We start from the raw sequence: 21718 nt of genomic DNA, 5'->3' as shown, positions 1-21718 counted from the left end.
CACCGCCGGCCCACAGTGCGACCAACACCCACGTACCGGCGCGTCGCCGCCCGCGTCGGTGAGTAATCAGTCGTAGGCTGCCGACTATGGGTGCCCGCAAGCAGGTCGACGCGCCACCCGCGGAGTTTGCCGAGGCCCTGACGCAGCTGCGTGAGGCCCGGTTCCGGCCCGAGGTCTTCGTCGAGGAGATGCCCGCGCCGCAGCGGATCGCTCCGCACGCGGCCGCGGTCAGCGCCGACGTGACGGTCGACGGTGACGATGTCGCCACCGGCCGTCTGGTCGTCCTCTACGACCCGGACGGTAACGACGCCTGGCAGTCGACCTTCCGCTGTGTCGCGTACGTGCGTGCGGCCGTCGAACCGGAGATGGTGACCGACGCGCTGCTCGGTGGCGTGGGCTGGACCTGGTTGATGGAGGCGCTGGCGGACCGGGGTGCGGAGTTCCTGGCCCCGAGCGGTACCGTCACGAGGGTGGTGTCCGAGAGTTTCGGCGGGATGGCCGACGACGACGCGACCGCGGAGATCGAGATCCGCGCTTCCTGGAGCCCGGTTCCGGGCGAGGACGGCGGGGTCGACGTGACGCGGCACGCCGAGGCGTGGGGCGAGGTGCTGTGCACCGCGGCAGGGTTGCCGCCGGTGCCGCCCGGTGTGGTCGCGATGCCTACCCGCCGCGGTCAGCGGGGCCGATGAACCCGGCAGAGACCCAGCAGTCGCCCGTTCCCGAGGACCCGACCGGGACTCAGCAGTCAGCTGCCCCCGCGGACACGAGCCGGACCAAGCAGCCGGCCGCCCCCGAGGACCCGGCCGAAGCTCTTCCGCTGCTCGAGCTGCGCGACGGGCTGTCCGACGTCGTCGACACCGACAGCGCGCTGCGGGAGGTCGTCGAGGCCTTCCAGGCCGGCAGTGGCCCGGTCGCCGTGGACGCCGAGCGCGCGTCGGGCTACCGCTACTCCCATCGTGCGTACCTGGTGCAGCTGCGCCGCGAGGGTTCCGGCTCGGCGCTGGTCGACCCGATCCCGTTCGGTGACCTGTCCGCGCTCGGTGACGCGATCATCGACGCGGAGTGGATCATCCACGCGGCCAACCAGGACCTGGCCTGCCTGGCCGAGGTCGGCATGGTGCCGCGCACTGTTTTCGACACCGAACTGGCCGGGCGACTGCTCGGCTACCCGAAGGTCGGCCTGGCGTCGCTGGTCAGCGAAGTCCTCGGGTACCGGATGCGCAAGGAGCACTCGGCCGCCGACTGGTCGACCCGCCCGCTGCCGAGCCCCTGGCTCGTGTACGCCGCGCTGGACGTCGAGATGCTGATCGAGCTGCGCAACGCGATCGAGCAGGAGCTGCGCCGCGAGGGCAAGTGGGAGTGGGCCGAGCAGGAGTTCGCCGCGATCCTGTCCGCGCCGCCGCGCGAGCCGAAGCCCGACCCCTGGCGTCGTACGTCGGGCATGCACCGGGTCCGGAACCGTCGCAGCCTGGCCGTCGTACGGGCGCTGTGGGAGGCCCGCGACCAGATCGCCGAGTCGGCGGACATCTCCCCCGGCCGGATCCTGCCCGACGCCGCGATCGTCGAGGCCGCGGCCGCGATGCCGGTCGACCGGGACACGCTGCAGAAGCTGACCGCCTTCAAGGGCCGCGGCGCGCACCGTCACATGCGGGTCTGGTGGGAAGCGATCGACCACGCCCGCCGGCTGCCCGACAGCGAGCTGCCGAAGCAAGGCCCCCGGTACGACGGCCCGCCGCCGGCCCGCGCCTGGGCCGACCGCGACCCGGACGCCGCGGCGCGGTTGTCGGCCGCGCGGGCGGCCGTCGGTGAGATCGCCGAGGCGCACCGCCTGCCGACCGAGAACCTGCTCTCCCCCGACACCATCCGCCGCCTCGCGTGGACACCGCCGGCCGAGCCCGGGCTCGACGTGGTGAAGACGTTCCTGCGCGAGCACGGCGCCCGCGAATGGCAGATCGGGCTGACCGCCCAGGTGCTTGCGGATGCGTTGACGGTCACGGCGCCGGCGAAAACACTGGACTGACTCGCGCCTCCGGTGGTCATTTCGTGGGTTGACCCATGAAATCGCCCGTTGGCCCACCAGTATTCGGTGGGCCAACGGGCTAAGTGCAGGGTTAACCCACCAAATGCGCGGACAGCGGCCGGGGTGGGTGAGGACGGCGCGGACGCGTTGGTGGACGGATGAGGCTCAGGCCTGGAGCTGGCGCTCGATCGCTTCGACGATCTCCGCGGACTCCGGGGTGGTCTTCGGGCGGAAGCGGCCGGCGATCGTGCCGTCGGAGGTCAGCAGGAACTTCTCGAAGTTCCACTGCACGTCACCGGCGGCGCCCTCGGCGTCCGGGGTCAGCGTGAGTTCGGAGTAGAGCGGGTGCCGGGTGTCGCCGTTCACCTCGACCTTGTCGAGCATCGGGAACGTCACGCCGTACGTCGTGGAGCAGAACTCCTCGATCTCCTCGGTCGTCCCGGGCTCCTGCCCGCCGAACTGGTTGCACGGGACACCGAGCACGGTGAAGCCACGCGCCGCGTACTTCTTCTGCAGGTTCTCCAGCTCGGCGTACTGCGGGGTGAGGCCGCACTTCGACGCGACGTTCACGACGAGCACGGTCTTGCCCTTGTACTCGGCGAGCGAGGTCTCGGCGCCGGAAAGGGTCCGCAGGGGAATGTCGTACAGGCTCATCTGATTCCTTCAGGAGGCAGTTGGCGGGACAGGAACTCGGTGGTGCGTTGCCAGGCCCGCGCGGAGGCCTCGGCGTGGTGGAAGGCGGGCATCGGGTTGTCGAACGCGTGCCCGGCGCCCGGGTAACGGTAGATCTCGGCATCGCCGAGCTCGGCGATGATCCTGTCGACGGTCTCGACCGGGAGGTAGTCGTCCGCGTCGCCGAAGTGGTGCAGGCTCGCCGCCGTCACGTCCGGCGCGAGCGGCAGCAGGTTCGGCAGGGCGGAGCCGTAGTAGCTGACCAGGGCGTCCGGCGAGGAGGCTGCTGCGACGTTGAAGCCGAGTCCACCGCCGAAGCAGAAGCCGACTACGCCGATCTTGGTGTCCCGCCCGCGTAGGTACTCCAGCGCGGCCACCGAGTCGGACACTGCCAGGTCCCAATCGAGCCGACCCAGTACGGCGAGCGCCCGGTCCAGCAGATCAGGCGCGTCCGGGTCGAGATCGACGTCGTCCAGGCGCCAGAAGATCTCCGGCGCGACGACGTGGTACCCGAGCGCGGCGAGCTGGGCACCGCGCTCCTGGATGTAGTCCGAGACCCCGAAGATCTCCTGCAGGAGCAGCAGACCGGGACCGGAACCTTCCCAGACGTGCACGGGCATCAGACCGGAGCCGGTGTCGATTTCCAAGGTCACACAGCGAGCCTACTGCGCTACTTGGGTCGCCTTCGGAACAGCCTTCGGAAACCGCGACGGCTCGGCCGGCACCCAGCTTCGGCACTCTTCGATCGCGTTGTCGAGCAGGCGGTAGAGCCGCTCGTCCGGGTCGGAGACGCAGGCCTGCGAGATTCCCTCGACCGCGCACGACACCGCTCTGGGCGCCGTACGGCGGGCGTAGTCGGGCGTCCCTCGGTGGGCCTTGGCGGTGAACGCGCGGGCCCACTTGGTCGCGGACGGGACCGAGTCGAGGGCCTCCTGCGAGGCCGGGTTCATGCTGTCGAGCGGGCGTCCGTCCAGCTGCGCGAGCTGCCGCTCCCCCACGATCAGGGCGACGGCCAGGATGTACTGCCGTTCCTGCGAGACCACCGGCAGGGCTTCCTGGATGCAGCGGGCGGTGACCCTCGGTACGACGTGCGGGTCGTCCGGCGTCAGGCCGATCACCGACGGAATCAGCGGCGCCAGCCGGGACCGGCCGGCGTCCGTCGTACAGTCGTTGACGTCGCGGGCGACTCCCGCGAGCAGCGGGTGCGTACAGGCCGGATGGTCCGACCAGGGTTCGCCGGCCAGGTACGACGCGAACTCCATGAAGCACGCGCCCTTGCGCGGATTGCGGTGCTTGCCCCGGCTCAGGACCGGGACGGCGAAATCGAAGTTGTTCATCAGAGCGACTCCCGAAGCGTGCCTGCCTCCAGCATGCGCCCGATCCCGCCCGGACGCCACGCCCAACTCACACCCGCCGATCAGCAGTTGTGAGCAGCCGCACAGGCGCGCCGTCTTGGGGCCGTTCATTACCGACGGGTAGCATCGGTGCTGCCACCCCAGACTAAGGAGGGCCTCGTGCCCCGTGAGATCCGCGATGTCGTGTTCGTCGACGGCGTTCGCACCCCGTTCGGCAAGGCCAAGGGTCAGTACGCCGAGACGCGCGCCGACGACCTGGTGATCAAGTGCATCCGTGAGCTGCTGCGCCGCAACCCGTCGCTGCCGCCGGAGCGGGTCGAGGAGGTCGCGATCGCGGCCACCACCCAGATCGGCGACCAGGGCCTGACCATCGGCCGGACCGCCGCGCTGCTGGCCGGTCTGCCGAACACCACCCCGGGCTACGCGATCGACCGGATGTGCGCCGGCGCGATGACCGCGGTGACGACCACCGCCTCCGGGATCGCCTTCGGCGCCCAGGACGTGGTGATCGCCGGCGGTGTCGAGCACATGGGCCGGCACCCGATGGGCGAGGGCGTCGACCCGAACCCGCGGATCATCTCCGAGAAGCTGGTCGACACCTCCGCGCTGGTGATGGGCTCCACCGCCGAGAACCTGCACGACCGCTACCCGAGCATCACCAAGGCGCGCACCGACGCGTTCGCGGTCGCCTCCCAGGAGCGCGCCGCCAAGGCGTACGCGAACGACCTGATCCAGCCGGACCTGGTCCCGATCGCGACCCGTTCGGCCGAGCACGGCTGGGGCCTGGCGACCACCGACGAGCCGATGCGGCCCGGGACGACGCTGGAGGACCTGGCCAAGCTGAAGACGCCGTTCCGCCCGCACGGCCGGGTCACCGCGGGCAACGCGGCCGGCATCAACGACGGCGCGACGGCTGCCCTGCTGACCTCCGCGGAGGCGGCCGAGGAGCTCGGCCTGAAGCCGAAGATGAAGCTGGTCTCGTACGCCTTCGTCGGCGTCGAGCCCGAGGTGATGGGCTTCGGCCCGGTCCCGGCGACCGAGAAGGCGCTGAAGACGGCCGGCCTGACCATCGACGACATCCAGGCCTTCGAGGTGAACGAGGCGTTCGCCGTCCAGGTGCTGGCGTTCCTCGAGCACTACGGCATCGCCGACGACGACCCGCGCGTCAACCCGTACGGCGGCGCGATCGCCTACGGCCACCCGCTGGCCTCGTCCGGCGTCCGGCTGATGGTCCAGCTGGCGAAGCAGTTCGAGCTGAAGCCCGAGGTCCGGTACGGCCTCACCACCATGTGCGTCGGCCTGGGCATGGGCGGAACCATCATCTGGGAGAACCCGAACTTCGAGGGGAACAAGGCATGAGTGACCTGCAGCAGCTGATCGACGCTGCGACGGCGATCGAGAACGACGAGCTGGTCACGCTCGCGCCCAGCCGGGACGTCGTGCTGCCGAACAAGGCCGGCACCCTCGCGCTGATCACGCTGGACAACGGCCAGGACCACACCAAGCCGAACACCTTCGGCCCGAAGGGTCTCGCCGAGCTCAACAAGGCCATCGACTCCGCGCTCGCCCGTGAGGACGTCGTCGCGATCGGCGTCACCGGCAAGCCGTTCATCCTGGCCGCCGGCGCCGACCTCAGCGGCGTACCGAAGCTGACCGAACGCGAGCAGGCGCTCAACCTGGGCCGGATCGGCCACGGCGTGATGCGCAAGCTGACCGAGGGCGGCAAGCCGAGCTTCGCGTTCGTCAACGGCGTCGCGCTCGGCGGCGGCCTCGAGGTCGCGCTGCACGCGTCGTACCGGACCGTGTCGGTGGCCGCCGGGATGATCTCCACGCCGGAGGTCTTCCTCGGTCTGCTCCCGGGCTGGGGCGGCAACTTCCTGCTGCCGAACCTGATCGGCGCCGACAAGGCCGTCAAGGTCGTGGTCGAGAACGCGCTGAACCAGAACAAGATGCTCTCCGGCCCCGAGGCGGTGAAGTTCGGGATCGGTGACGTGCTGCTGGACTCGGCCGACTTCCTCGAGCAGTCGCTGATCTGGGCGAGCAAGGTGCTGACCGGCGAGGTCACCGTCGAGCGGCCCGCGATCGACCGCGGCGACGCGTGGGACGCGGCCGTGGCCCGCGGCAAGGCGTTCGCGGACCTCAAGGTCAGCGGCGCGGCGCCCGCGCCGTACCGGGCTCTGGAGCTGATCGCGGCGGCCAAGGACAACGACCGCGACCGTGGGTTCGCGGCCGAGGACGAGGCGCTGGCCGACCTGATCATGAGCGAGGAGCTGCGCAGCGGCCTCTACGCCTTCGACCTGGTCAACAAGCGCGCCAAGCGCCCGGCCGGTGCGCCGGACAAGTCGCTGGCCCGCCCGGTCAACAAGGTCGGCGTGGTCGGTGCGGGTCTGATGGCCGGCCAGCTCGCGCTGCTGTTCGTACGGCGGCTCGAGGTGCCCGTGGTCCTCACCGACCTCGACCAGGAGCGGGTTGACCGCGGTGTCGGCTACGTGCACGGCGAGATCGACAAGCTGCTCGGCAAGGGCCGGATCCGCCAGGACAAGGCCAACCAGCTGAAGGCGCTCGTCACCGGCTCGGTCGACCGCGCGGTCTTCGCCGACGCGGACCTCGTGATCGAGGCGGTCTTCGAGGAACTGCAGCTGAAGAAGACGATCTTCGCCGACCTGGAGAAGATCGTCGCGCCGGAGACGATCCTGGCGACGAACACCTCGTCGCTGCCGATCACCGAGATGGCGGCCGGGCTGGAGCACCCCGAACGGGTCGTCGGCTTCCACTTCTTCAACCCGGTCGCGGTGCTGCCGCTGCTGGAGATCATCCGCGCCGACCAGACCGACGACGCCGCGCTGGCGACGGCGTTCGCGGTCGGCAAGAAGCTGAAGAAGTCGTGCGTGCTGGTCAAGGACGCGCCGGCCTTCGTGGTGAACCGGCTGCTGACCCGCTTCCTCGGTGAGGTCAGCGCGGCGGTCGACGAGGGCACCCCGATTCCCGAGGCGGACAAGGCGTTGTCGGCGCTCGGCCTGCCGATGCCGCCGTTCGTGCTGCTGCAGCTGGTCGGCCTGCCGGTCGCGCTGCACGTCGCCGAGACGATGAACCGGGCCTACCCGGAACGGTTCGCGGTCTCCGGGAACCTCGCCAAGGTCGTTGCCGCAGGCAAGAGCTCGTTCTACGTCTGGAGCGCCGAGGGCAAGCCGTCGGTCGACCCCGAGGTCGAGGCCCTGGTCACGGTCGGCGACCAGCCGTCCGGCGCCGACGAGCTGCGCACCCGCGTACTGACCGCGCTCGCCGAGGAGATCAAGATCATGCTCGACGAGGGCGTCGTCGCCGAGGCGCAGGACATCGACCTGTGCCTGCTGCTCGGTGCCGGCTGGCCGTTCCACCTCGGCGGCATCACGCCGTACCTGGACCGCTCGGGCATCGCCGAGAAGGTCAACGGGCAGCGCTTCCTCCCCAAGGGTGTCGCTTCGCTGGCCTGAACCACCTGATCCTGCTGGGGTCGGTGCGAGCCCGGAAGGCTCGTTCCGGCCCCAGCAGCACGTTTCGGCACCTCACCCGCGGCGTCCTGTTGCGGTCATCGCCGGGACCGGTCCCCCCTTCGCACCCTAGAGTGCCGGGGACGGAAGGGGCGCGTGAGTGAGTGAACTGGCAAGGGACGGGCTCGGGGTCACGGCGGCGAACCAGGCCGCGAACGTCGTCCGGGACCAGGTGGTCCGGACCCTCGCGGCGTACGTCGGGCTGTCGGCCCGGATGCGGGGTCTCGAGGAGGCCTTTCGCACGCAGGTGATGGGAGCGGGGTGCCAGCTCCAGCAGCTGATCGAGGAGCGCCGACGGCTGGAGGCCGAGCTCGACCGGATCCGGACGCGGATCGACGCCGGCGAGTACGCCGACGACGCCGGTCTCGCCGCCGACATCGACGCCACCGCGGGGAGCTGGGCCCGTTCGACGACGACGGCGCCGAGCTGTCGTCCGGGCAGGCGACCGAGCGGCTGGCGTCGTACCGGGCGGCGGCCGGCCGGCTCGATGAGCGACTGACGCGGCTGCGGGCGGACGCGACCGAGGCAGAGCTCACGGTGCCGGACGACGCGCAGGAGCGGATCCGCGAGCAGAACCAGGAGTTCCTGCAGGCGATCGACGAGGAGTCGGCCACCGTGATGCGGCTGCGCACCGACCTGGAGAACCTCCGACGCAAGGGAGACCAGCCGTGACCGGTGACTCGATCGAACGCGCGGGCCGCGGCGGCCCGGCCCGGCGGAGCGAGCTGCGCGACCTGATGCGCGCCTTCCTTCGAGAGCAAACAAGCCTCGCCGAGAGCGACCAGGACACCTTCGAGTGGACCTCGGTCACCACCGCCGACGGACTCCCCCACACCTGGATCTACGACCTGTTCGAGGACTCCAACGGCACCATCTGGGTCGGCACGTGGGGCGGCGGCCTGGCCCGCTTCGACGGCCGCACCTGGACGACGTACAGCAAGCGCGACGGCCTGGCCAGCAACGCGGTCACCAGCATCCGCGAGGACTCGCGCGGCCGGCTGTGGATCGGCACCGACCGCGGCCTCACCCTGTACGACGGCCAGCGGTTCACCAAGGCCGGTCTGACCGGCAAGAGCATCCTCACCCTGCACGTCGACGGCGACGACAACGTCTGGGCCGGCACCTGGCGCTCCCGGCTGACCGGCGGCGGCCTGCACCGGTACGACGGGCAACGCTGGGAGTCCTACGGCAAACGCGACGGCCTGCCCGGTGTCGAGATCCTGAAGGTCTTCGAGGACTCCCGCGGCCGGATCTGGATCGGCACCTACGACCACGGCAACGGCGCCGGCGTCGGCTGCTGGGACGGCACCCGCTGGCAGAACTTCCGGGTCGAGGACGGCCTGCTCGACAACTGCGTCTACTCGATGTTCGAGGACCCCGACGGCCGGATGTGGTTCGGCACGCTGGCCGGCGTCTCGGTGTACGACGGCCGCGACTGGTACCGGATGACGACCGCCGACGGGCTGGTGCACGACCGCGTCTACGCGATGCTGATCGACGCCGAGCAGACGATGTGGTTCGGCACCGAGGGCGGCGTGAGCCGGTACGACGGCCGCGACTGGACGTCGTACACGGCCGACGGTGAGCTCGTCGACGACCTGGTCCGCTCGATCCTGCAGGACCGCGACGGCGGGCTGTGGTTCGGCACCTACCCGTTCGCGCCCGGCTACGGCGGGATCAGCATCGCCCGCAAACCCGCCCAGCGGGACAGCCTGGAGCAGAAGGCGGCGCGCTACCTGCCGCAGCGGCCGGCGAGGGAGATCAACCCCGGAACTTCCTGACCGCCGTGGTCAGCTCGGCCGGGGTCTTGCCGGTGTGGCGCTTCAGGATCGCGCTGTACGCCGAGTCGGTGGTGGCGTGCACGGCCAGGTCGGCGTACAGGGCGGCGACCTTCTTCATCCCGAGCTGGTCGGCCAGGTACTCCACGGCCCACCAACTCTGGCCGTAGGCGCGGTCGCCGTTCGCGTCGAAGGCGTCGCGGTCGGGCAGCTTCTTCAAGCCGGGCAGGTAGTCGGACCTCACCGTCTTGCGGTACGGGTCGACGGTCCACTCGGGGTCGTCCTCGACCGACCGGCAGCGCACGTACTCGGCCAGGCCCTCGGCGAACCAGAGCGGGACCAGCGGGCCGATCGGCACGGTCGCGACGTGCGTCATCTCGTGCACGAGCAGGTCCTCGTCGAGGTCCTTGCGCAGCGCCGGGTTGATCACGATCCGGCTGCCGACCGCCGGACCGGACGGCTTGCCGAGCTGCTCCCCCTCGTACAAGGTGACGGCCTTGGCGGCGATCGTCCAGCCGCGGCCGTCACCCGAGGTCCATGCGGTCGCCATCACCTGCGGATCCGGCATCGCGACGACCATCACCGAGCCGTTCCAGCCGCGCGGCCAGTGCCGGCGGACGGCGGCGACGGCGTCCTGCGAGACCCGTGCGACCGTCTTGCCGAGCGCGAGCTCCCGCTGACCGACCACGACGACGACCTTGCCGCGCCGCACCAGCGCGACCTCCTGGAAGTCCCACGGCTGCCGGTGCCCGTCGCGGCTCAGCGTCTCGTCGATCGCGCCGTCCTCGACCAGGACCCACAGGTTGTCGCGGCGGACGAACGTGTAGCCGAGATCGGTCTGCACGGGCGTGGGGTCGACGCCGGCGATCTGGTACCGCATCATCACCCGCGTGGTGTACGTCGACGGCCCGTACTTCTCGGCCAGCTTCGGCGCCGCCCAGTCGTCGGCGGTGAAGTACTTCAGGCTGCTGAACCCGAACTTGCGCAGGTTCACGAACAGCAACTTCTGCCGCGCGACCAGCTTCGGTTGCTTCGGGTCGACCGCGGCGAGGAAGCCGTTCAGATCACCTTTGAGTACGGCGGTCGCCCGCTTGCCCAGCAGCAGATCGACCTCGTGCTGCCGGCTCTTCTTCTCGGCGTCGCTCAGCTCGCGCGCCTTGCCCGGCGCCTGCAGCGCGGCCGCCGTACTGCCGGCGGGTGCGTCTCCCGAGCGCGTCACGACCACGGCACCGGCAGTCCCCGCCAACACAAGCGCGGCCAGGGCCGCCACCAGGCGCCTCGGGTGCTTCATGAGAGAAAATCCTGCCCTCTGCGAGAGTCAACTGAGGGATCCTACCGTCATGACCCCTTACGCCGAGCTGAACGAGCTCCTGCAGGATCTCACCACGACCACTCGGCGCATCCTCGGCGACAACTTCGCCGGCGCCTACCTGCAGGGATCCTTCGCCCTCGGCGACGCCGACCTGCAGAGCGACTGTGACTTCCTGATCCCGGTCCATCGGCCGATCACGCCGGCGCAGGAGAAGGCCCTGCGTGCGCTGCACGACGAGATCCCCACCAGGTCAGGCTTCTGGACCGGGCACCTCGAGGGCTCGTACCCGCTGCTGTCCGAACTCAGCAGCCTCGACGGCCTCGGGAAGGACTGGCTCTACATCGACCACGGCTGGCGCGAGATGCAGTGGTCGACGCACTGCAACACCGAGGTGGTGCGCTGGACGCTGCGCGAGTACGGCGTGACGCTGGCCGGCCCGGAGCCGAAGACGTTCGTCGAGGTGGTCCCGCCCGACGTGCTCCGCCGGCGGATGCGCGTGGACATCCCGCAACTGCTGCCGGGGCTGGCCACTTGGGTGTCGATCGAGCTGGCGTGGGGACAGCGGTACGCGGTGACGACCCTGTGCCGGACGCTCTACACGCTCACCGAGGGCCGGGTGTGTTCGAAGCGCGCGGCGTTGCTGTGGGCCATCGACACGCTCCAGCCGGAGTGGACCGACCTGTGCCGCCGGACGCTGGACGGCCGCGCCCTCGGGTGGGATCCCGAGGACGCGGCCGATCCTGCCGACGTGGCCCGGACGGTCGCCTTCGCGGAGCACGCGACGGCGACCGCCCGGCAGGGTTAGGCCTTGGTGGACTCGCCCGTCTTCTCCTCGATGCCGACACGGCTGCGGCGGTAGCCGTACACGGCGTACACGATGAAGCCGAGCGCCATCCAGATCGCGAACCGCAGCCAGGTCTCCAGCGACAGGTTCAGCATCAGGTAGATGCAGATCAGCGCGGCCAGGATCGGGATCACCGGGTTGCCCGGCACCCGGAACGAGCGCTGCACGTCCGGCCGCGACCTGCGCAGCAGCGGGACGGCGATCGAGACCAGGGTGAACGCGGCCAGGGTGCCGATGTTCACCATCTCCTCGAGCTTGCCGATCGGCGTCACGCCGGCGACGATCGCGACCACGACGCCGATCCCGATCGTCAGCCGGTACGGCGTACCGAACTTCGGGTGCGTCTTGCCCAGGTTCGGCGGCACCAGGTGGTCGCGGCTCATCGCGAAGACCACGCGCGCGGCACCGATCATCAGCGTCAGCACGACGGTGGTCAGACCGGCGACCGCACCGGCGGAGATCAGCGTCGCGAAGCCTGGCCGGCCGACGGACCGGAACGCCTCGGCCAGCGCGGCCTCACCGTTGATGTCCTTGTAGTTGACCATGCCGGTGATCACGATGCAGACCAGCACGTAGAGCACCGTGCAGATCGCCAGCGAGCCGAAGATGCCGCGGGGCAGGTCGCGCTGCGGGTTCTTCGCCTCCTCCGCGGTGGTGGCGACGACGTCGAAGCCGATGAACGCGAAGAACACCAGCGACGCACCGGACACCAGGCCCATCACGCCGAACGTCGACGGGGTGAACCCGAACAGGGCCTGGAACAACGGTGTCGTGATCGTCACGTCGCCGCTCTCGGCCGGCACACTCGGCGGGACGAACGGGGTCAGGTTCGAGCCCTTGACGTAGAACAGGCCCGCGACGATCACGAACAGCACCACGAACAGCTTGACCGCGACCAGCGCCAGGTTGACCCGCAGCGACTCCTTGATCCCGATCGTGGCCAGCACGGTCAGCACGAGCACCAGCAGCATGGCCAGGACGTTCACGTGGCTGTCCGGGCCGATCGAGTCCGGCCAGCCCAGACCGATCTGCTCCAGGAACAGCGCGGCGTACGTCGACCAGCCCTGCGAGACGACGCTTGCCCCGAGCATCAGCTCCAGCAGCAGGTCCCAGCCGATGATCCAGGCGAAGATCTCGCCGAGCGAGAAGTACGAGAACGTGTACGCCGATCCCGAGACCGGGACGGTGGAGGAGAACTCCGCGTAGCACAGGGCCGCCAGGCCGCAGCAGATCGCGGCGAAGACGAACGAGATCGCGATGCCCGGGCCGGCGTAGGCCTGGGCGGCGCGGCCGGTCAGCGTGAAGATGCCGGCGCCGATGATCACACCGATACCGAAGACGGTCAGGTCGAGGGCGGTGAGGCGTTTCTTGAGCTGGTACTCCGGCTCGTCGGTGTCCGCGATCGACTGCTCGATCGTCTTGGTCCGCAACAGACTCATTACGCCTCCTATGACTCGGACGGAACATCCCGAGCGTGCCCCTCTGACGCGGTGAGGTCAAACCGCCACTCAGCGTTGGGGGCGGTACTCCTTGAGGGAGATCCACAACGTCGCTTCGGTGTACCCGGTGCGGGTCAGGAGTATGCGGTCGCGGTTGGCCTGGTCGGTGCCGTGGCGGGCCAGGTCCTCGTACAGTTCCTCGACGCCCTTGACGCCGATCTCGCGGACCAGGAAGCGCACGGCCAGCCAGCTCACGCCGTACACGTCGGCGTTGCTCTGGTAGAAGCCGAGGTCCGACGGCAGCGCGTTCAGGCCGGGCAGCGCCTGGTCGATCACTTCCTGCTCCCACTTGGCGACCTCGCCCGCGCCGCTGACCGCCTCGATCCCCCGCCAGGACACGTACTCGGCGGCACCCTCGGCCAGCCAGAGCGGCTCGTACCCGCCGAGGTCGGCGGTGGCCACGTGGGTGATCTCGTGCGACAGCAGGATCTCGTCGATCCGGTCGCGCTCCTTGGGGTTGACCACGATGTACGCACCGCCGACCGTGCCGTCCGCGGTGTCCTGGCCGGGCAGCGAGGTGAACGTCGAGCCGGCGCTCGCCGCGGACTCGATGTCCTCGTCGGCGAAGCGGGCGTCGCGGACCTCGGTGTCGTCCAGCGCGGCGATCAGCACCGAGCCGGTCCAGCGCCGCGGCCAGTACGCCGCGATCTGGCCCAGCGCCTCTCCTGCCTCGGCAACGATCGCCTTCGCGCGGTCGGTGTCGCCCTTCTCCACGATCGCCAGCACCCGCGGTCCGCGCCGGACCTCGATCCGGCCCAGGTCCCACGGCTCGCGGTGCGCGGTCGGGCCGAGCTCGTCGTCCAGGTCGTCGTCGTCGGTGATGACCCAGCGGCCGCCGTGGCTGACGAACGTGTAGCCGAGCTCGGTGGTCACCGGGTCGTGGTCGACCTTGGGAATCTGGTACCGCATCAGCACCCGGACCAGGTACGTCGACGAGCCGTGCTCGCGGACCACCGCCTGGTCGAACCGCTCCTCGGCCTGGCTGAACCCGACCTCGGTGAAGCCGATCTCGACCAGGTTCGCGAACAGCGTCCGCTGCTCCTGGCGCAGCTTGGTGTCGGCCGGGTCGACGTCGGCCAGGAAGAGCTTCTCGTTGCCCTCCCGGACCGCCTTCGCGCGGCGCAGCAGCACGGTGTCGACGGCCAGTCGCCGAGCGGCGATCGCGGCCGCGGTCTTGGACGGCGGCTTGTTGCTCTGGTTCGGCGGGGAGGTCGGTCCGACACTCACCTTGGGCCGGCTGCGGGCGTCGTCCTCGCGCTGGTCGACGGCGTACCCGACGCCGCCGCAGGTCACCGCGACCACCACCAGCAGACCCAGCCAGCGGCGGGGCCTAGGGGGCGGGGCCTGAGCGCCCGGCCGGGCAGCGTCAGGTGGTGACAAGCTCACGTCGGGTCGATTCCTCCGGGTCCGGCCTGCGACAGCCCGGCTACCCTACTCGCTCTTACCGAAGAACACTTCACCAACTACTACTCAAAAAAAGTTTGAATTTTTAAGCAGAGCTAACCTTCTGGAGCGCTTGAAAAAGGCCCTTTTCAGTGAGCCCGAGGTGCTCGAGCATGATCCGGTCGCGCTCGGCCTGGGTCTGCCCGAGCGCTGCCATCTCCTGGTACAGCGTGATCAGCTCCGTCCCGCCGTACCGCTCGATCAGCAGGTCGACGGCCAGCCAGGACAGCGGGTACGACTTGAGTGAGTCCTGGAAGAACGTCGTGTCGGCCGGGAGCGCCTTCGCCTTGGCCAGGTACTTGGTCCGGACGGTCTGCCGGTACGTGCCGATCGCGAGGTCGCGGGCGCCGTCCATCGGCAGGAACTCGACCCAGGTCGCGGCGCCCTCGACCAGCCAGCGCGGCGCGAACGTCCCGTACGGCGCGGTGGCGACGTGGGTGAACTCGTGCGCGAGCGTCCGGGCGTCGACCTTGCTCCGGTTGCGGGGGTTGATCACGACGTACGAGTCGGTCCGCTCCCCCACGCCGCTGACCTCGCCGGGCAGCGACCGGTAGACCCAGGTCGCCATCGCGAGCGCGTCCTCGGCGTTCTTCGGCAGCGTGTAGTCGGCGCCGCGGACGACCTTGTCGTCGAGCGCGATCACCACGCCGGACCCGGTCCAGCCGCCGGGCCAGCTCTTGCTGACCGCCTTGACCGCGCTGCCGGCCTTCGTGAGCAGACTCGTCGCCAGCTTCCCCTGGCCTGGTTCCACGACCACGAGGACCCTTGGCGCTCGCTTGACCAGGACCTCGCCGACGTCCCAGGCCTCCTGGTGCGAACCCCGCGGGAGGCGCTTGTCGAGGTCGGAGTCGGAGACCAGGGTCCACTTCTTGCCGGCGCGCTGGACGAAGGTGTAGCCGAGCATGGTGCGCGCGGGGACCGGGTCGATGCCACGGATCTGATAGGTCATCGCGACCGCGACGACGAAGGTGCTCGGGCCGTACTTGTCGGTGAGCGCCTGGTCGTACTGCTCCTGGAGGCGCTCGTACTTGAGGCCCGCGAAGCCGAAGCGGCGCAGGTTGTCGAAGAGCGTGCGCTGGCGGGTCCGGAGCGTCTTGTCGGCCGGATCGACCGCCGCGAGGAACTGGTCCGGCTTGTTCAGCTTCACCGCCTCGGCGCGGGCGGTGAGTACGGCGTCGACGCCGGAGGCCCGGGCTGCCCGGTCGATCTCGGGGGTCTTCGGCGCGACGGCCACGGGCGGCGTCGTACTGGTTCCTGACTTGTGCAGAGCCAGTCCACCGGCCACCGCACCGGCGACGACCACCAGTGCGACGAGAACCGGTCCTACCGAACGCCGTCGAGGGGCCGCCGCGTGACGGCCCCTGACGGGATCAGGCCCCGGCGGGCCGGCCGCGGGCGGTGTCGGGCTCACTGGTGATCGCGTCCCCCTGGTGGCGGGTGATCATCTCGATCACTTCGCGGGCCAGTTCCTGACCGGTCAGGCCGATCTCCTGCAGGATCGCCGGCCGCTTGGCGTGGTCGAGGAACCGCTGCGGGATCCCGAAGTCCCGGACCGGCGTACCGACATCGGCGTCCCGGATCGCCTGCGCGATCGCGGCACCGCAGCCGCCGACGCGGCCGTTGTCCTCGATCGTGACGACGAACTTGTGCTTGGCCGCGAGCTCGACCAGCTCCGGCGCGACCGGCTTGACCCAGCGCGGGTCGACCACGGTGACTCCGAAGCCCTGCGCCCCGAGCCGCTCGGCGACGTCCACCGCGGTCGCGGCCATCGCGCCGATCCCGACGATCAGGACGTCGGTGCCGGTCCGGACCAGGATGTCCGTCGTACCGATCCGGTCGATCGCCTCGAGGTCGGGGAACACCTCGCCCTTGGCGTAGCGCAGGACGGTCGGCGCGTCGTCCACCTCGACCGCCTCGTTCAGCAGCTCGCCGACCCGCTTGCCGTCGCGCGGCGCGGCCAGGCGCAGCCCCGGCACGAGCTGCAGCAGCGACATGTCCCACATGCCGTTGTGGCTCGCGCCGTCGTCACCGGTCACGCCGGCGCGGTCGAGCACGAACGTCACACCGCACTTGTGCAGCGCGACGTCCATCAGCAGCTGGTCGAACGCGCGGTTCAGGAACGTCGCGTACAGCCCGACGACCGGGTGCAGACCACCCATCGCGAGGCCTGCCGCGCTCGTCACCGCGTGCTGCTCGGCGATACCGACGTCGAAGATCCGGTCCGGGAACTCCTGCCCGAACGCGGCGAGGCCGGTCGGGTGCAGCATCGCCGCCGTGATCGCGACGACGTCCGGGCGGCGGTGGCCGATCTCGATCAGTTCCTCGGCGAACACGTCCGTCCAGCCGCGCGGCTTGTGCGCCGGGCGGACCTGGTGGAAGTTGTCCTCCTCGTCCTGCTCGGCGGCGGCGTACCCGAAGCCCTTCTGGGTGACCGCGTGCACCAGGACCGGGCCACCGAAGGCCTTCGCCTTGGCCAGCGCGTCCTCCATCGCCACCCGGTCGTGCCCGTCCACCGGGCCGACGTACTTCAGGCCGAGGTCCTCGAACATGCCCTGCGGGGCCAGCATGTCCTTGAGGCCCTTCTTGACCCCGTGCAGCACCTCGTACATCGGCGGTCCGACGTACGGCGTGCGGCCGAGGTTGGTCTTCACCAGGTCGAGGATCTTCTCGTACCGCGGGTTGGTGCGCAGGCTGGTCAGGTGCGTCGCCAGGCCACCGACCGTCGGGCTGTACGAGCGGCCGTTGTCGTTGACGATCACGACCAGCTTCAGGTCCTCGCCGCCGGCGGCGATGTTGTTCAGCGCCTCCCAGGCCATGCCACCGGTCAGGCCGCCGTCACCGATCAGCGCGACCACGTGCCGGTCCTCCTTGCGGAGGCGGTACGCCTTGGCCAGGCCGTCGGCGTACGACAGCGAGGTCGAGGCGTGGCTGTTCTCGACGATGTCGTGCTCGGACTCGGCCTGGCTCGGGTACCCCGACAGGCCGCCCTGCTGGCGCAGGGTGTCGAACTTCGGCGCCCGTCCGGTGAGCAGTTTGTGCACGTAGGTCTGGTGCCCGGTGTCGTAGACCAGCCGGTCCCGCGGCGAGTCGAAGACCCGGTGCATCGCCAGCGTGATCTCGACCATGCCGAGGTTGGGGCCCAGGTGACCACCGGTCCGCGACACCGTCTCGACCAGGACGTCGCGAATCTCCGCGGCCAGGTCCGTCAGCTGCTGATCGGTCAGGTCCTCGAGGTCCGCCGGCCCTCCGACCGTGTCCAGCAAGCGCATCCAGCCCCTCCGCAGGTTGTCTCGGTTGGTCGAGTCTATGCACCCCGGTCGGCGAAGCCGAACGCGGCAAGGCCTTCCGGAGCAATCTCACAGTACGGGACGCTGCCGGCGGCCGAGTGGTTCACCGGTGGCGCCCATCTCACCTAGAGTAACCGTCATGGAGACGGTGCGGACCCTGTTCCGCAAGTACGACGGCCGCCCGCACCGGCTGATGGAGTCGGTGCACCTCGGCGAGGACGACCACGGCCTCTGGGTCGGCTCCCGCCCCGGCGACCACGCCCAGCGCGCCGACGGCAGCTGGAGACCGGTCGACCACAGCCGCGTCCGCCTCTTCCCGCGCGGCCAGTGGTGGAGCGCCCTGTTCAACGACGCGCCGCACCCGACCGAGATCTACTGCGACATCACCATGCCGCCCGAGTTCGGCGTCGACACGGTCACCGCCGTCGACCTCGACCTCGACATCCGCCGCCTGCGCGACGGCACGGTGAAGGTGATGGACGAGGACGAGTTCGCCGCCCACCAGGTCCACTACGGCTACCCACCGCAGGTGGTCGCCACGGCCCAGGCCACCTGCGCCTGGGTCGTGTCCAACATCACCACCGCCGAACCGTTCCTCACGGTCTACAAGACGTACCTGGACCGCGTCCGGGAGCTGTCGAGGGACTGAGTCAGCGGCCGAGGACCTTGTACTTCGCTTCGGCCGAGCCCTTCTGGGGCTCCCACCACGCGGTGTTGGCCTTGTACCAGTCGATCGTCGCGGACAGGCCGGCGTCGAAGTCGGCGTAGCGCGGGACCCAGCCGAGCTCGGTGCGGATCTTGGTGGAGTCGTTGGAGTAGCGCAGGTCGTGGCCGGGGCGGTCGTTGACGTGCACGAACGCGTCGGCGGGCTCGCCCATCAGGGTGAGGATCTTCTCGATGATCTGCTTGTTGCTGCGCTCGTCGCCGGAGCCGATCAGGTAGGTCTCGCCGAGGCGGCCGTCGGTGATGATCCGGTGCACGGCGTCGTTGTGGTCCTCGACGTGGGTCCACTCGCGGACGTTCTCGCCGGCGCCGTACAGCTTGGGCTTGTCGCCGATCAGCACGTTGGTGATCTGGCGCGGGATCAGCTTCTCGACGTGCTGGTACGGGCCGTAGTTGTTCGCGCAGTTCGACAACGTCGCGGCCACGCCGTACGAGCGGGCCCAGGCGCGGACCAGCATGTCCGAGCTCGCCTTGCTCGCCGAGTACGGGCTGGACGGGTCGTACGCCGTGGTCTCGGTGAACTGGTCGACCGAGTCCAGCGGCAGGTCGCCGAAGACCTCGTCGGTGGAGATGTGGTGCATCCGCTTGTCGTGCTTGCGGACCGCCTCGAGCAGCGTGAAGGTGCCGATGATGTTCGACTTGATGAACGGCGACGGGTCGTTCAGCGAGTTGTCGACGTGCGACTCGGCCGCGAAGTGCACGAGCACGTCGGTCTCGGCGACCAGCTTGTCGACCAGCGCGGCGTCGCAGATGTCGCCGTGCACGAAGGTGACCTGCTCGGCGACCGGGTCCAGGTTGCCCTGACTGCCGGCGTAGGTGAGGGCATCGAGCACGGTGACCTCGACGTCGGCGTACCGCCGTACGGTGTCGTGCACGAAGTTCGAGCCGATGAAGCCGGCGCCGCCGGTGATGAGCATCCGTCGCATGCGGCACAGGATAGCGAGGCCGGAGGTGACCGGCGGCGCCGGTACGGTGACGCCATGCGCCAGGTCCGGGTTGTGTATCGCAAGTACGACGGCAAGCTCCACTGGCACCAGTGGATGACCTTCCTCGGAGAAGACCAGTACGGCGTGTGGTTGGGTGCGCCGGCCGGGGCGGTCGCCCAGCGCGGCGAGGAGCCGGCGATCACCATGGAGGCGGCCTGCGTGATGCTGTTCCCGCGGGAGAAGTGGTTCACGGCGAGCTTCAACGACGTGCCGCAGAAGACCGAGATCTACTGCGACATCACCACGCCGGTCACGTTCGGCGAGGACGAGTTCACGATGGTGGACCTCGACCTCGACGTGGTGAAGCGGCGCGACGGCAGCTTCTACGTCGACGACGAGGACGAGTTCGCCGAGCACCAGGTGAAGTACGACTACCCGGCCGACGTGATCCGGGCGGCGCAGGCGTCCTGCGACTGGCTGGCGGGCGCGGTGCTGACCGAGGAGCCGTTCCTGTCGGCGTACCAGGCGTACCTCGACAAGGTCCGCCAGAGCTCTGCTGATTCAACGACGAAGGCGGCCGGGCCGGCCACGACCGGAACCGCCCCGTCCCAGTGCGGCCGACCCGGCAGCGATCCAAGAGTCCACTAACTGAGGGTCACCCGCAAGCTTTTGCAGGCTCACTCACGAAACTTTCAGTAACTACGGTGCAGACTGAGCGCCAACCGGTCGAGTTTCACCGCGGTCGACAGCCGCCCGTCCTGCCCGGCGAACATGTCGGCGGCCGGCGCGACGGTGAGGTAGAGCGACTTCCCGGCCGGTACGTCGACGGCGATCCCCGGCAGCTCGACCGTACGGCGGACGTTCCGGACGACGCGCGGTTCCCGCAGCGGCATCGTGTTGTTCTGCACGATCTTCGCGTCCAGCGGCGACGAGCCCACGCTCAGCGCGAAGTACGCCGCGGCGTCCGGCCGCAGCGTGGTCACCTTCGCGTCGAGCCGCGGCACACCGGTGACGGTGATCGGGCCCTTGGCCACCTCGACCGTGACCGGCAGCCCGGCGTTCGCGCTGCTGGTGACGTTGCCGAGGGTGAACCGCCGGTTCGGCGTGAGGTCGCGCTCGGTCGCGCAGCGGCCGTCGGCGGTCGCCAAGTGGTAGCGCCCGAAACCGGTCAGCCCGCTGCCGCGGTGCTTGAGGCTGAGGTCGAGGAACCGCTGCGCGAGCGCGCCGAAGTTCGGGCTGCCGAGCGCGATCGAGCACGGGTCGCCCGGCGTCGCGTAGCCCGGCGGTACGACGCTCGGCAGCGTGTGGCCGCCGTTGTAGCCGACCAGCATCGACCGTGCCCGCGCCCGCGGCGTAAGCGCCTGGTCGAAGTTCTGCAGGCCCTGGTTGAGGTTGAACAGGTTGTCCGACAGTCCCTGCCCGATCAGCACCGGTACGTCGAGCTTCCGGCCGTGCCGCACGTGCCAGGCCGGACCGTTCTTCGCGAAGAAGGCGTCCAGGTCACGACCGGCCTGCCCGGCCGGCCAGGCGCCGGTGGTGATCAGCGCGACGAACGCCGCCTGCACCGCGGGTGGCAGGTTCTGTCCGCCACCGGCGTACAGGCTCGTGAGCCACAGCGTCCGCGCCGCCTCGTCCGGCGCCAGGCTCTGCTTCAGGTCCCACCAGGTGATCTCCGGAACCAGCGCGTCGAACCGGGTCCGGCCCTTGTCGCGCAACTCCGTGAACGCCCCGGCGAACTGGTAGCCACCACCGTACGAGCCGCCGATCGCGCCGATCAGCGGATCACCCGGCCGTTGCTCGGTCACCCAGTCGAGCCCCGCGACCAAGTCGACCAGCCGGACCACGTCGCGGCCCTCGAGATCGGGGTTCATCACGTGCGCGACGCCGCTGCTCTCCCCGAAGCTGCGCTGGTCGAAGCTCAGTACGCCGTACCCGGCCTGCAGGTACGACGCGAACGCGGCGGCGTCCTTGGTCCGGCTGCCACCCCACCCGTGGCTGTGCAGAACCAGCGGCACGGTACGGCGCGCGGACGCACCGGCCGGCTTGAACAGCGAGTAGCAGATCCGGACCGGCGTCGTGCTGCCCGGCTCCGGCACGCTCTCGACGCAGCCGTTGGTGGTGGTCGGATCGGTCGCACCAGCCGCGGCCGAGGCCGGCAGCCCGACCGCCAGCAGGGCAAGCACGGTGCCGAGGGCAACAGTCTTCAGACGGCGCACGGTGACTCCTCGTACGGGGACGGACCGGTGCGGTCACCGTAGACGACACCCAGGACCGTTGGAACAGCCGGGCGCGAGAGGGTTGTCCACAGGCGCCCGGTCCTTACAAGCGC

Annotated in this window: 20 protein-coding genes; 10 read left to right on the top strand and 10 right to left on the bottom strand. The window is 69.9% G+C overall.

What is annotated here, in order from left to right:
• Positions 1-86: 86 nt before the first annotated feature.
• Positions 87-689, top strand: coding sequence for a DUF3000 domain-containing protein (locus tag ACLQ2O_RS24810; protein ID WP_344170687.1), 603 nt, complete (start codon positions 87-89; stop codon positions 687-689).
• Positions 686-2020 carry an HRDC domain-containing protein gene (locus ACLQ2O_RS24805; protein WP_425835377.1) on the top strand — a complete coding sequence of 445 codons (1335 nt, stop codon included), beginning with the start codon at positions 686-688 and terminating at the stop codon, positions 2018-2020. Before ACLQ2O_RS24810 ends, ACLQ2O_RS24805 begins: the two co-directional genes overlap by 4 nt.
• Positions 2021-2185: 165 nt before the next feature.
• On the opposite strand, the gene ACLQ2O_RS24800 is transcribed toward ACLQ2O_RS24805, so the two are convergent.
• The 3 genes from ACLQ2O_RS24800 to ACLQ2O_RS24790 are packed head-to-tail and all read right to left on the bottom strand — an operon-like array spanning position 2186 to position 4029.
• Positions 2186-2674 carry a glutathione peroxidase gene (locus ACLQ2O_RS24800; RefSeq protein ID WP_425835375.1) on the bottom strand — a complete coding sequence of 163 codons (489 nt, stop codon included), beginning with the start codon at positions 2672-2674 and terminating at the stop codon, positions 2186-2188.
• A complete protein-coding gene (locus tag ACLQ2O_RS24795) occupies positions 2671-3345 on the bottom strand; it encodes a dienelactone hydrolase family protein (RefSeq protein ID WP_425835373.1) in 675 nt (224 codons plus the stop codon). Before ACLQ2O_RS24795 ends, ACLQ2O_RS24800 begins: the two co-directional genes overlap by 4 nt.
• A 9-nt stretch (positions 3346-3354) precedes the next feature.
• The gene (locus ACLQ2O_RS24790; protein WP_425835371.1) at positions 3355-4029 is read right to left on the bottom strand and encodes a hypothetical protein; all 675 of its coding nucleotides are present in this window, start codon (positions 4027-4029) and stop codon (positions 3355-3357) included.
• 177 nt (positions 4030-4206) lie between these two features.
• On the opposite strand from ACLQ2O_RS24790, the gene ACLQ2O_RS24785 reads away from it, so the two are divergent.
• From ACLQ2O_RS24785 to ACLQ2O_RS24765, 5 genes are all read left to right on the top strand, one after another.
• Positions 4207-5406: a thiolase family protein gene (locus ACLQ2O_RS24785; protein ID WP_425835369.1), complete on the top strand. Its 1200-nt coding sequence runs from the start codon at positions 4207-4209 to the stop codon at positions 5404-5406.
• On the top strand, positions 5403-7520 hold the full coding sequence (locus ACLQ2O_RS24780; protein WP_425835367.1) for a 3-hydroxyacyl-CoA dehydrogenase NAD-binding domain-containing protein: 2118 nt from the start codon (positions 5403-5405) through the stop codon (positions 7518-7520). The genes ACLQ2O_RS24785 and ACLQ2O_RS24780 overlap by 4 nt, the downstream gene beginning before the upstream one ends.
• 157 nt (positions 7521-7677) lie before the next feature.
• Positions 7678-8076, top strand: a complete 399-nt coding sequence (locus ACLQ2O_RS24775) for a hypothetical protein (protein ID WP_425835365.1) — start codon at positions 7678-7680, stop codon at positions 8074-8076.
• Positions 8077-8114: 38 nt separating this feature from the next.
• The gene (locus ACLQ2O_RS24770) at positions 8115-8249 is read left to right on the top strand and encodes a hypothetical protein (RefSeq protein WP_425835363.1); all 135 of its coding nucleotides are present in this window, start codon (positions 8115-8117) and stop codon (positions 8247-8249) included.
• Positions 8246-9358 (top strand): ligand-binding sensor domain-containing protein, encoded by a 1113-nt coding sequence (locus ACLQ2O_RS24765; RefSeq protein WP_425835361.1) that lies wholly within the window; start codon positions 8246-8248, stop codon positions 9356-9358. Before ACLQ2O_RS24770 ends, ACLQ2O_RS24765 begins: the two co-directional genes overlap by 4 nt.
• On the opposite strand, the gene ACLQ2O_RS24760 is transcribed toward ACLQ2O_RS24765, so the two are convergent.
• Positions 9339-10646 (bottom strand): hypothetical protein, encoded by a 1308-nt coding sequence (locus tag ACLQ2O_RS24760; protein ID WP_425835359.1) that lies wholly within the window; start codon positions 10644-10646, stop codon positions 9339-9341. The two genes, ACLQ2O_RS24765 and ACLQ2O_RS24760, sit on opposite strands and share 20 nt — an antisense overlap.
• A 49-nt stretch (positions 10647-10695) precedes the next feature.
• On the opposite strand from ACLQ2O_RS24760, the gene ACLQ2O_RS24755 reads away from it, so the two are divergent.
• Positions 10696-11472, top strand: coding sequence for an aminoglycoside adenylyltransferase domain-containing protein (locus ACLQ2O_RS24755; RefSeq protein WP_425835357.1), 777 nt, complete (start codon positions 10696-10698; stop codon positions 11470-11472).
• Here the strand turns inward: ACLQ2O_RS24755 and ACLQ2O_RS24750 are convergent.
• The 4 genes from ACLQ2O_RS24750 to dxs form a co-directional block, all read right to left on the bottom strand.
• Positions 11469-12950, bottom strand: coding sequence for an amino acid permease (locus ACLQ2O_RS24750; RefSeq protein WP_425835355.1), 1482 nt, complete (start codon positions 12948-12950; stop codon positions 11469-11471). The genes ACLQ2O_RS24755 and ACLQ2O_RS24750 overlap by 4 nt on opposite strands.
• 69 nt (positions 12951-13019) lie before the next feature.
• On the bottom strand, positions 13020-14315 hold the full coding sequence (locus tag ACLQ2O_RS24745) for a hypothetical protein (RefSeq protein WP_425835353.1): 1296 nt from the start codon (positions 14313-14315) through the stop codon (positions 13020-13022).
• A 184-nt stretch (positions 14316-14499) separates the two neighbouring features.
• Positions 14500-15756, bottom strand: coding sequence for a hypothetical protein (locus tag ACLQ2O_RS24740; RefSeq protein ID WP_425835351.1), 1257 nt, complete (start codon positions 15754-15756; stop codon positions 14500-14502).
• Between the two features lie 67 nt (positions 15757-15823).
• Positions 15824-17722 (bottom strand): 1-deoxy-D-xylulose-5-phosphate synthase, encoded by a 1899-nt coding sequence (gene dxs / locus ACLQ2O_RS24735; RefSeq protein WP_425835349.1) that lies wholly within the window; start codon positions 17720-17722, stop codon positions 15824-15826.
• Between the two features lie 157 nt (positions 17723-17879).
• Here dxs and ACLQ2O_RS24730 point away from each other — a divergent pair, with 157 nt between their 5' ends.
• Positions 17880-18389: a DUF402 domain-containing protein gene (locus ACLQ2O_RS24730; protein WP_425835347.1), complete on the top strand. Its 510-nt coding sequence runs from the start codon at positions 17880-17882 to the stop codon at positions 18387-18389.
• Between the two features lies 1 nt (position 18390).
• Here the strand turns inward: ACLQ2O_RS24730 and rfbB are convergent, their stop codons facing one another.
• The gene (gene rfbB, locus ACLQ2O_RS24725) at positions 18391-19389 is read right to left on the bottom strand and encodes a dTDP-glucose 4,6-dehydratase (RefSeq protein WP_425835345.1); all 999 of its coding nucleotides are present in this window, start codon (positions 19387-19389) and stop codon (positions 18391-18393) included.
• Positions 19390-19443: 54 nt separating this feature from the next.
• On the opposite strand from rfbB, the gene ACLQ2O_RS24720 reads away from it, so the two are divergent.
• Positions 19444-20037: a DUF402 domain-containing protein gene (locus ACLQ2O_RS24720; protein ID WP_425835343.1), complete on the top strand. Its 594-nt coding sequence runs from the start codon at positions 19444-19446 to the stop codon at positions 20035-20037.
• Positions 20038-20081: 44 nt separating this feature from the next.
• Here the strand turns inward: ACLQ2O_RS24720 and ACLQ2O_RS24715 are convergent, their stop codons facing one another.
• Entirely contained in the window at positions 20082-21605 is a 1524-nt protein-coding gene (locus ACLQ2O_RS24715; RefSeq protein WP_425835341.1) for an alpha/beta fold hydrolase, read from the bottom strand.
• Between the last annotated feature and the right edge of the window lie 113 nt (positions 21606-21718).

The sequence above is a fragment of the Kribbella sp. DT2 genome, from assembly GCF_049844575.1.
GTDB lineage: Bacteria > Actinomycetota > Actinomycetes > Propionibacteriales > Kribbellaceae > Kribbella.
This window is presented reverse-complemented; position numbering and strand designations above follow the sequence as displayed.